This is a genomic window from Maritimibacter sp. UBA3975 (assembly GCF_002384975.1).
Taxonomy (GTDB): Bacteria; Pseudomonadota; Alphaproteobacteria; order Rhodobacterales; family Rhodobacteraceae; genus Maritimibacter.
In genome coordinates this window covers 384055-395925 of record NZ_DGCP01000012.1, presented here as the reverse complement: position 1 = coordinate 395925, position 11871 = coordinate 384055, and the positions used below count along the sequence as shown (strand labels likewise).

Here is an 11871-nt window from a genome sequence, read left to right as displayed (position 1 = left end):
ATGGTCGAGTGGAAAATCACGGACGGGCTGACCGACTACGATGAAGCGGTCGCATTCATGGAGGCGCGAGCGGCGGCCATCGCGGCGGGCGAGGCCGAGGAGCTTGTCTGGCTGGTCGAGCACCCGCCGCTCTACACGGCCGGCACGTCTGCCAAGCCCGCCGACCTCGTCGATGCGGACCGTTTCCCGGTCTACGAGACCAAGCGCGGGGGCCAATACACCTATCATGGCCCTGGTCAGCGCGTGGCCTATGTCATGCTGGACGTGGGCGCCCGCGGACGCGACGTGCGCGCCTTCGTGAAACAGCTCGAGGATTGGGTGATCGCCGCGCTGGACACGTTCAACGTGACCGGCGTCATCCGCGAGGGCCGCGTCGGCGTCTGGGTGGTGCGCAACGACAAGCCCCTCTCGGCCACCGGCGCCCCGCAGGAGGACAAGATCGCGGCAATCGGCGTGCGCCTGCGAAAATGGGTGAGCTTTCACGGCATTTCGGTCAACGTGGACCCAGACCTCGACCATTTCACAGGGATCGTGCCGTGCGGCATCACCGAACACGGCGTCACATCCCTCGTCGATCTGGGTCTGCCGGTCACAATGGCGGACCTCGACGTGGCGCTGCGGCGCGGCTTTGATACGGTGTTCGGCTAGTCCACCCGCTCGGTCACAAGCTGTCCGCCCGCCGCAACGGTCCGCCCTCCCGTCGCCACGTCGCCCGACATGGTGCCGGTAAGGTAGAGGCCGAACGGCCCCACGACGTCCCCGAAAATCACACCATCGACGGCATAGGCCGTGCCATCCGTATCGGTGATCGTGCCATCGGCATTGACCAGAAGCGCCCCCGTGGAAGAAGACCCCTCCGGGTCCGCAATCGCGCTTGTCCTGTCGATCCGGCCATTCGTGAGCGCGATGGTGCCGGCGACCTCCCGCGCCGTGTCGCTGTTGACGAAATCCTGCGCAGCGCCGCTGAGCGCGGCCCCGCCCGCGTCGAACGTGGCGTTCAGCGTCGTATCCCCGATGAAATCGGCAAGGGCCCGCCCGCCGTCCTGCGGCGATAACAGGAGCAGACCCTCATAGGTCGCGCCACCACTCGTCGGCACCGAAGCGGCGGTGGACGGCAGCCCGGAACTTGCAAAAATGAGGCGGTTGAAGCCGCTCGCGAGCGGATCGAGGGGCGAGGAACAGGCGGCAAGCATCAGCGCGGCAGCGGACAGCAGGATCGGGCGCATAGTCGAGTCTCCGGAAAAAACGAGAGGCCGTGTATCGGCGTTAGCGAAAAACCGCCCACCGCTCAAGGCGCATTGCCGTGAACCGCGCGGGACGGGTTCGCCAGCCTGCGCCATTGCAAAACGCGATGCGCCACATCGGGAACAGGTCGCCGCGTGGCCCGTCGCCCCTGCGGCGGGCGCCAGAGGCACACTCCGGCGGCAGGCCGCACTGCGAATTACGGGCGCCTTCGGCCGGGTCTTCCGGGTCTTTATATCCAGCTATGACAGCCTCCGGCCCATGCGGCACAATTAGCGAAGGGGCCTGGTATCATAGAGGTCGTGACGTGTTTTACCGGCGGTGCCGATGCGTGACGCACACATCCGTCACGAAGGTGGCACGGATACCTCCGAAAGATGACTCGCCAGAAACGATCCGGACGATCCGATGCGCGTGATCGCCCCGTGTCGCAGGGCCGCGCCTCGCGCTATCGTGGGCGGATGCGACCAAGCGACCTGTTGCGGGACATTTGCATCCACCCCATCTTGCGGCCAAAGTCACGTCAGCGCCGGGGCGTCTCGATTCCCCGGCACCGTATCGAATGCAAGCAACGAGGAACGCCATGAAAGCCATCCTGTCTACCGCCGCCGCCGTTATCGCCCTGTCGGGCGCAGCAGCCTTTGCCGAAAGCCACGAAGCGATGGGTGACGCCGCCGCAGGCGAAAAGGACTTCCGCAAGTGCAAGTCCTGCCACATGATCTCCGACGCCGACGGCGAGGACATCGTGAAAGGCGGGCGCACCGGCCCGAACCTCTATGGCGTGATCGGCCGCACCGCCGGCACCTACGAGGATTTCAACTACGGCGACTCGATCGTGGCCGCCGGTGAAGCGGGCCTTGTCTGGGATACCGAGAACATCGTGGAATACATGGCCGACCCCAAGGCCTTCCTCGCCGAGTACCTTGACGACGACGGCGCGCGCTCGAAGATGACCTTCAAGCTGCGCGACGGCGAGGACGTGGCCGCGTACCTCGCCACCTTCTCGGAAGAAGGCGAGATGGAAGAGGGCGAAGAGTCCTGATCCAGACCGGGTCCGCCCGTTGATCCAGCGCCCCGCCGATCCATTCGGCGGGGCGTTTTCGTGAGCACCGGCGCTTGTGTCAGGCCCTGCGGATCACATGTCCCAGCAGCCCGCCGTTGAGCGTGTAAGACCTCTCCGCGACCCACCGATGCGCCGAAAGCGCGTCACGGATCACGTCGCGCGGTACATGAGAGGTATTCGTGGCGTCGGCATGTGTGACGAGCATCACGCGCGTGTGGCGCCCGTCCGCCCCGCCAAGCCAGGCGTCGAGCTGTGCCGGCGAAGAAATCGTCACCCGTTTGAGTTTGAACCCAGTCATCGTTTCGCGGCCCTCGCGCCAGTTCACCTCGTCACCTGCGCCAGCATAGCGCGCAGGCCGCGACCGGCAAAACGCCCAATCCGCCGCCAAAGGCCCCGCGCCGGGGCGCGTCCTTGACACCGATCAATCCGCCCGCTGTGCGACAATATGCCCGGAACCGCCGGTTGGCCCTGACGCAGACGCGTTTTCTCGTTGGTTTACATGCAAAAAGGCGCAGATTTGATCGCCGTGAGCGTTGCCCTGTTCACATTGTCGCAGTAAACACACTTCAATTCCGCAGGGGGAATCCCCTGTGCGCGAGGACAGTTTAAGGGAGACCTCAATGGCGGACGCAGCCATCCAGGGCCATGACCACGAAGACAACCGCAGTTTCTTCACTCGCTGGTTCATGTCCACCAACCACAAGGATATCGGCATCCTGTACCTGATCGTGTCGGCTCTCGTCGGCCTGATCTCGGTCAGCTTCACGGTGCTCATGCGACTCGAGCTGATGGACCCGGGTGTCCAGCACATGTGTCTCGAGGGCTTCCGGCTCTTTACCGACGCAAGCCAGGAATGTACGCCGAACGGCCACTTCTGGAACGTGATGATCACCTACCACGGTGTGCTCATGATGTTCTTCGTCGTCATTCCGGCCCTGTTCGGCGGCTTCGGCAACTACTTCATGCCGCTTCAGATCGGCGCGCCGGACATGGCGTTCCCGCGGATGAACAACCTGTCGTTCTGGCTTTATGTGACCGGCACGGCGCTTGGTGTGGCTTCGCTCCTCGCCCCCGGCGGCAACGACCAGCTTGGGTCCGGGGTGGGCTGGGTGCTCTACCCGCCATTGTCGACGACCGAAGGCGGCTATTCGATGGACCTCGCGATCTTCGCGGTCCACGTCTCCGGCGCCTCCTCGATCCTCGGCGCGATCAACATGATCACGACGTTCCTGAACATGCGTGCCCCGGGCATGACGCTCTTCAAGGTTCCGCTGTTCTCCTGGTCGATCTTCGTGACCGCGTGGCTCATCCTGCTGGCCCTGCCGGTTCTCGCCGGCGCGATCACCATGCTGCTGATGGACCGCAACTTCGGGACGACCTTCTTCGACCCGTCAGGCGGTGGTGACCCGATCCTCTACCAGCACATCCTGTGGTTCTTCGGCCACCCGGAAGTGTACATCGTGATCCTGCCCGGCTTCGGCCTCGTCAGCCACGTCTTCGCGACCTTCGCCCGCAAACCGGTCTTCGGCTACCTGCCGATGGTCTGGGCACTGATCGCCATTGGCGTGATCGGCTTCGTCGTCTGGGCGCACCACATGTACACGGTTGGCATGTCGCTCCAGCAGCAGTCCTACTTCATGCTGGCCACGATGGTTATCGCGGTGCCGACCGGCATCAAGATCTTCTCGTGGATCGCGACGATGTGGGGCGGCTCGATCGAGTTCAAGACACCGATGCTCTTCGCCATCGGCTTCCTGATCCTGTTCACCATCGGCGGCGTGACCGGCGTGGTGCTCTCGCAAGCAGGCGTCGACCGGGTCTATCACGACACCTACTACGTCGTGGCGCACTTCCACTACACCATGTCGATGGGTGCGGCCTTCACCATCTTCGCCGGGATCTACTACTGGCTGGGCAAGATGTCGGGCCGTCAGTACCCGGAATGGGCCGGCAAGGTTCACTTCTGGCTGTTCTTCATCGGCGTGAACCTCACCTTCTTCCCGCAACACTTCCTGGGCCGTCAGGGGATGCCGCGCCGTTACATCGACTATCCGGATGCCTTCGCATACTGGAACAAGCTGTCGTCGATGGGTGCGTTCCTCTCCTTCGCCTCGTTCATCTTCTTCTTCGGGATCATCGCCTACACGCTGATGGCCGGTCGTCGCGTGACCGAGAAGAACTACTGGAACGAGTACGCGGACACGCTCGAGTGGACGCTGCCCTCGCCGCCGCCGGAGCACACGTTCGAACAGCTCCCCAAGCGCGAAGACTGGGACAAGTCGCACGCCCACTAAGGGCTGACGGCTGAGACAACCGAAAGGCCCGGGCGGAAACGTCCGGGCCTTTTTCGTAAGGGACGATGATGTTGCCACCCCCCGCCCTGCTGATCCTGATCCCGCTGCCGGCACTGCTGGCCGCCCTGCTCGGCCTGCGCGCGTCATGGGTGACGGTCGCGGGACTGATGGGCAGCACCGCCTACATGCTCGTGGCCGTGTTCTGGCCAAGCGGTCCCACACCTCTCGGTGCCGATGCCTATTATGTGGTGGGCTTCGTCGCCTTCGTGCGCACGCTGGTCATCATCGCCTTTGTCCTGATGGTCGCCCAGGTCGTGAAGGAACGGCTGGGGCGCGAGGACCGGCTGACCACGAACACGCTGTACCTGATGGTGCTCATCGGCGGGGCGGCCAGCCTCCTGCCATTCACCTTCCCGCCCGACCGGCGGGGCGGCTGGGCGCAGGTGGTGGCCGAGATCGGGGCCTATGTCCTCCTCGCAGGGTTGGCCGGGCTCGTCCTGACGATCATCCTGCGTCCGCTGATCCGCCGCATCCGGAGGGCCGCCTGATGCCCTATGAATGGGAGCACCCGATCACCGACGCCCCGCACACGGATGCACGTGGGCGCGACGCAGGCGGCGCGCCCATCGCGGTGCTTCACGTCTGGCCCTTTCGCTCGCTCCCCAAGCGCGGCTTCGCCTTCGCCATCGGCTTTGCCTATGTCTTTCTGATGATCCCGATCTCGGCATTTGTCGGCACGGTCGCCATGTGGTGGCTGCTTTTCCCCGGCCTCATCGCGATCTTCGGCCTGTGGTGGTTCATCGGCAAAAGCTACCGCGACGGAGAAATCCTCGAAGAACTGACTATCTGGACCGACCACGTCCGCCTGACCCGCACCGGGCCGCGCCGCACCTATGCGGAGTGGGAGGCGAACCCGCATTGGGTGACCGTGCAGAAACATGCGAATGGCGGGCCGGTGAAGGACTACATCACGCTCAAGGGCAACGGGCGCGAGGTTGAGATCGGCGCGTTCCTGTCCGAGGACGAGCGCCCACCCCTTTTCGACGATCTCGACAGGGCCTTCACGCTGGCCAAATCACGGCGCGGATGAAGTCGGCCTGACGCCTGCGCGCAGATCTTCGTGGATCGTCTCGACAATGAAACGCGCCGGGTCGCCACGCGGGGTCAACTCGTCGATCAGCGCTTGCTGCACGTCGTCCTTGCGCGGAACCGAGCCGTCCAGCAGCCCCTCGATCAGCGCCTCGATGTCCTCGATCCGGGTGGCGGGCAACTCATGCGTCCCACGCGCCACCCTCTCGCCCAACGCGTTCCACGGAGAGTGGTCAGGGCGTGACAGCCGGATCACAGGTTTCTTGAGCAGCTGGTATTCCATCAGAAAGCTCAGACCGTCGACGATCAGGATGTCCGATGCGGCGAACGGGCCCTGATACTCGCCAGTGCGCAGCTGGCCGGTATTCCCGAGCGCATCCCAGGCGGCGAAAAACGCCTCATACCGCGCCCGCTCGTCACCCGTGGTCGCGTTGATGCGGGACAACAGGCCGGGGTGCGGGCTGAAGAGAAAGTCGATGTCGGGACGGCGCGTGGCCAGTGCGAGCATCTCGTCGCAGACTTGCGGGAAGACACCGAAGTTGTTCCAGCCCGTCGAAATGGCGTGATGTGCGCTCCAGATCGTGCGCTTGGCATTGCCGGAGGCGATGGGCCAGCTTGGTCGCGCGTTCTGCACTTCGGTCACCTTGGGATGGCCTGAGACTGTCAGCCGGGCACCATCCAGCCGGTCATGCGCGCGAAGGATGTCGCGGCTCGTCTCACAGGCCACGAACTGCCGGGCGAGGAGGTCTTTCCGCGTGTGACCGATGATGCCGCCACCGGACGTGATGAGCGGGGCGATAGCATAAGGCACATAGTATTGCGTGGCGAACGTCAGATGCTCAGTCCGGAAAACCGGCGGCACGTCCGCCTGCCAATGCGACTGTCGGAAGATCACTTCAAGATCGAACGCCTTCATCCGGGCGATATCGACCTCCGGCTCGTCATCGTTCAGGCGCACATGCCCCACGCCCTCGGCAGCAAGGCACGCGCTATTGTGATCTTCGTCTCCGAACGTCTCGGCGCCCGGAAACCGGCGCGCAATCGTGAACACGACGGGTTCGAACCGAGGATCGTCGCGCATGAGGGCATGGACGGCTCGGAGCGCGCCCCAGGCTTCGTAATTGTGGACAAGAAATCCGACCCGGATCGGCTGACCGCGCCGTCTCAACATCGTGGCGAAACGGGCAGCCCCCGCACTGTTTCCGGCGGCGACTTGCGCGAACTCGTTCACCCGCGCGGTGAGGGTTTCGAGCGTGTCGAGCCGTTCGCCGATCTGCGCCGTCTCGCGCGTCAGCACATCCTCGGCCATATCGCGGGCCGACAGTCGCGTTTCGATCGCGCTCAGGGTCTCACGCTGTGCCTTCAGCTCGGCAGCGATGCGATGTGTCGCGTCGGTGAGTTGGTCGATCCGCTTGTGAAGGCCAGCGCGTCGGCGCAGTCGCAAAATCCGGTCTGCCAGGGATGCGATGCCCCGCGTGCGCCCCCCGAAGTGGGGCGCATTCATGTCGTCATTGGCGCTCATCAAGCCCCCGGAACCGTTTGCGTCAAAGGGCCTTGCGCTATCCACAGGCCGTTAACGCGAAGATTATCCGGTATTTTTCGCCCGGAAAAGCCCGAGGTGGGCCGCTCACCCCAGTTTGGATTTCACCCGGGGACCGACCGCGCCAAAATCCATCTGGCCCGTATATTTGGACTTGAGCACACCCATGACTTTGCCCATGTCGCGGATTGATGTCGCACCGACCTCGGTGATCGCATCGTCGATGGCCTTGTCCACTTCGGCCTCGCTCAACTGGCGCGGCAGGAATTCCTCGATCACACGGATTTCGCGCAATTCCTGCTCGGCCAGTTCCAGCCGCCCGCCCTCTTCATAGGCGCGCGCCGATTCCTGGCGCTGTTTCACCATCTTGCCCAGGATGCCGAGGATCACGTCGTCGGTGAGCGCCCCCGCCTCGTCCCCCTCGCCACGCATGGCGATCTCGCGGTCCTTGATGGCGGCGTTGATCAGGCGAAGTGTGGAAAGACGCTCTTTGTCCTTCTCCCTCATCGCCGTCTTGAGAGCCGCGCTGAGCCGATTTCGCATAGGGGAGACCCTTTCAGAATTTCCGTCACGAAGTGCCGAAATTACACCTTCGCGCTGGGGGAAACAAGCGCGACCTCCTCTTGACGCTGGGACGGCGCACCCGTAACACCTGCGCGATCCGATCCGGGAGCGTCACATGCCGACCAAGACAAAACCGACCGCCTGCCTCGCCCTCGCAGACGGAACCGTTTTCTACGGAAAAGGCTTCGGAGCAAAGGGCGTGACGACCGCCGAACTGTGCTTCAACACGGCGATGACGGGCTATCAGGAAATCATGACGGACCCCTCCTATGCGGGGCAGGTCGTGACCTTCACCTTCCCGCATATCGGTAACACCGGCGTGAACCCGGAAGACGACGAGACGCAGGACCCGGTCGCTGCCGGCATGGTGGTGAAGTGGGACCCGACGGAGCCCTCGAACTGGCGGTCGGCCGAGCCTCTGTGGGACTGGCTCGAGAAGCGTGGCCGCATCGGGATCGGCGGGATCGACACCCGGCGGCTGACCCGCGCGATCCGCCAGCAGGGCGCGCCGCATGTCGCGCTTGCCCACGATCCGGACGGCAACTTCGACCTCGAGGCACTGGTCGCCAAGGCGCGGGAGTTTCCGGGCCTCGTGGGCCTCGACCTCGCCCGCGACGTGACCTGCGCGCAGAGCTACCGCTGGGACGAGATGCGGTGGGCCTGGCCGGACGGTTATCCGCGCCTCGAGCAGCCGAAATACAAGGTCGTGGCCATCGACTACGGCGCCAAGCGCAATATCCTGCGCTGTCTCGCCTCGGCGGGATGCGACGTAACCGTGCTGCCCGCTTCCGCCACGGCGGAGGAGGTGCTGGCGCATGAGCCGGACGGCCTGTTCCTCTCCAACGGTCCCGGCGATCCGGAGGCCACTGGTGCCTATGCCGTGCCGATGATCCGGTCGGTTCTGGACGACACCGACCTCCCGGTCTTCGGTATCTGTCTCGGTCACCAGATGCTCGCTCTGGCTCTCGGAGCGAAGACGATCAAGATGAACCACGGCCACCACGGCGCGAACCACCCGGTCAAGGACATGACGACCGGCAAGGTCGAGATTACCTCGATGAACCACGGCTTCACGGTGGACAGTCAGTCGCTCCCCGAAGGTGTGCGCGAAACGCATGTGTCGCTGTTCGACGGATCGAACTGCGGGATCGCGATGGACAGCCGGCCGGTCTTCTCGGTGCAGTATCACCCCGAGGCCAGCCCGGGACCGATGGACAGCTATTACCTGTTCGACCGGTTCACGCAGGCCATCGAAGCACGCAAGGGCGCGTGACTCGCCCGGCCCGGTGATCTTAACCAAACTTTAACCAACCGTGCCGCACAGTGCCCTTTGGATCGGGGAGCACGATGCCGGACGGTATACAGCGCAGCCATGCCTATCGGCCCGTAGCGGACAGGTTCCTGCCCGCCGCCGCGGCGCGGGCGGAGATCGCGGCACCACGCCGCGATGTCAGGCCGCACACCCCGGCCCGACCTTCGCTCGCCGTCGTTCCCTCCGCACCGCCCCCCCGGCCCGGCCTTGGCGCATTGCTGGTCGCAACGGGCGATCTGCGGGCCGACGATCTGGCTGAAGCGCGGGCGGCCCGGCGCGGCACGACGCTTCGGTTGGGCGACGTCCTGCTCTCACGCGGACTGCTGACAGCGCCCGCACTGTTTCGCGGCCTCGCACGGCTGTACGGAACGACACTTGCAGACCTCGACAGTGACCCTCCGGACGTTCGTCTGATCGACGAGGCGGGGCTGGACCTCTGCTTCGCCAACCGCTGCGTCCCGTGGAAGCGGGTGGGCGACACAACCATCATCGCCTGCGCCTATCCCGACCGGTTCGCCCGGATCGCCCCGCAGCTTCCCGCGCATTTCGGACGCCTGCGCATGGTCGTGGCGAGCGGCGCGCAGGTGGAGGCCGCGCTGATCGGCCTGCGCCATCGCCACCTCGTCCAGCGCGCCGAAACGCGCGTGCAGGGCGACATGGCCTGCCGGACCTGGAACGCGACCGGCACCGCGCGGCTCTGGCTCATCCTCGCCGGGCTTCTGGCGCTCGTTTTTCTCACGTCCCCCCTCACCGGCTGGGCGATGCTGACCGGCTGGGCGGTGGCCACCCTCGCCGTGAACAGCGCCGTGAAACTGGCGGCAATCGTGCTCCATACCCGCGCGAAGCGGACGCCGGCGCCGGAGGTGCCGGCGCCCGGCCCGCATGACCCGCGCCGCCGTCCGGTGGTGACGATCCTCGTGCCGCTCTACCGCGAACGCGAGATCGCCGGGCGGCTGGTCAAGAGGCTGGAGCGGCTGACCTATCCGCGCGAACTGCTCGACATCTGCCTGATCGTCGAGGAGGACGACACGCTCACTCATGCCACGCTCGCCGCCGCCCGCCTCCCGGCATGGATGCGGCAGGTGACGGTGCCGCGCGGGGGCGTGCGCACCAAGCCGCGGGCGCTGAACTTCGCCCTCGATTTCGCGCGCGGCTCGGTGATCGGGGTCTATGACGCCGAGGATGCGCCAGCGCCGGATCAGATCGACCGGATCGTGGCGCGGTTCTCACTGGCCCCGCCCCGCGTCGCCTGTCTCCAAGGCGTTCTGGATTATTACAACGCGCGCACCAACTGGCTGTCACGCTGTTTCACGATCGAGTACGCGACATGGTTCCGCCTGATGCTTCCCGGCATGGCAAAGCTGGGCTTCGCGGTGCCGCTGGGCGGCACGACACTGTTTTTCCGCCGCGCCGCCCTCGAACATCTCGGCGGGTGGGACGCGCATAACGTGACCGAGGACGCCGACCTCGGGATGCGTCTCGCAAGGCTGGGCTACACGACCGAGCTCGTCAATACCGTCACGCAGGAAGAGGCCAACTGCCGCCTCTGGCCGTGGATCAAGCAACGCTCGCGCTGGATCAAGGGCTACGCCATGACCTATGGCGTTCACATGCGCGCCCCGATGCGGCTCTGGCGCGAGCTGGGCCCACGCGGGTTCGCAGGGTTCCAGATCGTGTTCCTCGGGACCCTGTCCCACCTGCTGCTCGCGCCCGTGCTGTGGTCCTATTGGGCCTTCGCGCTCGGGATCGGCCACCCGCTCGCCGCAGCCATGCCCGTCTGGATGATCTGGACGATGTTCGCGACCTTCGTCCTGTCCGAGGCAGTGTCCATCGCGGCGGGGATGATCGCGGTCTCCACGCCCGGTCGGCGGTTCCTGCGGCCTTGGGTCGTGACGCTGCACGTCTATTTTCCCCTCGCCTCGCTCGCCGCGCTCAAGGGGTCGGGCGAGATCGTGCGCCACCCGTTTTACTGGGACAAGACCCAGCACGGCCATGACGACCATGACGAGGCCGCGCAGGCGGCGCCGATCATACCTGTCGCGAGTCGAGCTTGAGGCGGGTCTCGAACGCCTTGGAGATATGGGTGCGCAGTGCCTCGTCCGCCGCATCACCGTCCCGCGCCTCGATCGCGCGCACGATCGCGTCGTGTTCCTCCAGCGCCACCTCGGACCGGCCCTCGACGGCCAGCGACGTGGTGGCGAGCAGCGCCATCGTGCGATGCACCCGATCGAGCTGCTGGAGCAGGTAACGGTTGTGGGAGGCCAGGTGGATCTGGCGATGAAACCGACGGTTCGCCCGTGCGAGCGCTTCGGGGTCGGCGATCAGGGCACGGTCCTCCTCGACCATGTCGCGCAGCACTTTCTGCTCCTCTGGTGCCGCATGCTGGGCCGCCAGCCGCGCCGCAAGCCCCTCGAGCTCGGCGCGCACGGTGTAAAGCTCGGCCAGCTGGTTGTGGTCCAGCGACGCCACGATGAGCGAGCGTCCGTCGCGGTTGAGAAGGCTCTGGGTCTCAAGCCGCTGCAAGGCTTCGCGGATCGGCGTGCGCGAAACGCCGAACCGGTCGGCCAGCTCGCTCTCGACCATCCGGTCGCCGGGACGGTAAATTCCCTCGTCGATGGCGTCGAGGATCAGCTCATAAGCGTCCTTGGTTCCGCTGCGCGGTTCGGTCACGTCGTTCCCCCCAAATTTATCCCGCGACTATGCCGGTCTGTCGCTGACAATCAAGCGATGGGGGCGTTTCGGGGTCGCAGGCGACACCGTGCCGCAT

12 protein-coding genes are annotated in these 11871 nt (G+C 65.3%); 7 read left to right on the top strand and 5 right to left on the bottom strand.

The annotated features are described in order from the left end of the window. Positions 1-648 (top strand): lipoyl(octanoyl) transferase LipB, encoded by a 648-nt coding sequence (gene lipB, locus B2585_RS15840; protein ID WP_292024915.1) that lies wholly within the window; start codon positions 1-3, stop codon positions 646-648. Here the strand turns inward: lipB and B2585_RS15835 are convergent. Further along, on the bottom strand, positions 645-1226 hold the full coding sequence (locus B2585_RS15835) for a hypothetical protein (RefSeq protein WP_292024914.1): 582 nt from the start codon (positions 1224-1226) through the stop codon (positions 645-647). The two genes, lipB and B2585_RS15835, sit on opposite strands and share 4 nt — an antisense overlap. A 599-nt stretch (positions 1227-1825) precedes the next feature. On the opposite strand from B2585_RS15835, the gene B2585_RS15830 reads away from it, so the two are divergent. Next, positions 1826-2284 (top strand): c-type cytochrome, encoded by a 459-nt coding sequence (locus B2585_RS15830; RefSeq protein ID WP_292024913.1) that lies wholly within the window; start codon positions 1826-1828, stop codon positions 2282-2284. A 79-nt stretch (positions 2285-2363) separates the two neighbouring features. On the opposite strand, the gene B2585_RS15825 is transcribed toward B2585_RS15830, so the two are convergent. After that, complete coding sequence (locus B2585_RS15825; RefSeq protein ID WP_292024912.1) at positions 2364-2603, bottom strand: hypothetical protein; 240 nt, start codon at positions 2601-2603, stop codon at positions 2364-2366. 322 nt (positions 2604-2925) lie between these two features. On the opposite strand from B2585_RS15825, the gene B2585_RS15820 reads away from it, so the two are divergent. The 3 genes from B2585_RS15820 (at position 2926) to B2585_RS15810 (ending at position 5689) form a co-directional block, all read left to right on the top strand. Beyond that, positions 2926-4599 carry a cytochrome c oxidase subunit I gene (locus B2585_RS15820; protein ID WP_292024911.1) on the top strand — a complete coding sequence of 558 codons (1674 nt, stop codon included), beginning with the start codon at positions 2926-2928 and terminating at the stop codon, positions 4597-4599. 68 nt (positions 4600-4667) lie between these two features. Then, positions 4668-5147, top strand: a complete 480-nt coding sequence (locus B2585_RS15815) for a hypothetical protein (RefSeq protein WP_292024910.1) — start codon at positions 4668-4670, stop codon at positions 5145-5147. Continuing rightward, a complete protein-coding gene (locus B2585_RS15810) occupies positions 5147-5689 on the top strand; it encodes a DUF2244 domain-containing protein (protein ID WP_292024909.1) in 543 nt (180 codons plus the stop codon). The genes B2585_RS15815 and B2585_RS15810 overlap by 1 nt, the downstream gene beginning before the upstream one ends. Here the strand turns inward: B2585_RS15810 and B2585_RS15805 are convergent. Both B2585_RS15805 and B2585_RS15800 read right to left on the bottom strand, forming a co-directional pair. Next, positions 5675-7210 carry a hypothetical protein gene (locus B2585_RS15805; RefSeq protein WP_292024908.1) on the bottom strand — a complete coding sequence of 512 codons (1536 nt, stop codon included), beginning with the start codon at positions 7208-7210 and terminating at the stop codon, positions 5675-5677. The two genes, B2585_RS15810 and B2585_RS15805, sit on opposite strands and share 15 nt — an antisense overlap. A 105-nt stretch (positions 7211-7315) precedes the next feature. Beyond that, positions 7316-7771 carry a GatB/YqeY domain-containing protein gene (locus tag B2585_RS15800; protein WP_292024907.1) on the bottom strand — a complete coding sequence of 152 codons (456 nt, stop codon included), beginning with the start codon at positions 7769-7771 and terminating at the stop codon, positions 7316-7318. Between the two features lie 136 nt (positions 7772-7907). On the opposite strand from B2585_RS15800, the gene carA reads away from it, so the two are divergent. Both carA and B2585_RS15790 read left to right on the top strand, forming a co-directional pair. Then, a complete protein-coding gene (gene carA / locus B2585_RS15795; protein ID WP_292024906.1) occupies positions 7908-9065 on the top strand; it encodes a glutamine-hydrolyzing carbamoyl-phosphate synthase small subunit in 1158 nt (385 codons plus the stop codon). A 74-nt stretch (positions 9066-9139) separates the two neighbouring features. Continuing rightward, the gene (locus B2585_RS15790; protein WP_292024905.1) at positions 9140-11158 is read left to right on the top strand and encodes a glycosyltransferase family 2 protein; all 2019 of its coding nucleotides are present in this window, start codon (positions 9140-9142) and stop codon (positions 11156-11158) included. On the opposite strand, the gene B2585_RS15785 is transcribed toward B2585_RS15790, so the two are convergent. After that, positions 11133-11774 carry a GntR family transcriptional regulator gene (locus B2585_RS15785; RefSeq protein WP_292024904.1) on the bottom strand — a complete coding sequence of 214 codons (642 nt, stop codon included), beginning with the start codon at positions 11772-11774 and terminating at the stop codon, positions 11133-11135. The two genes, B2585_RS15790 and B2585_RS15785, sit on opposite strands and share 26 nt — an antisense overlap. Positions 11775-11871: the final 97 nt, after the last annotated feature.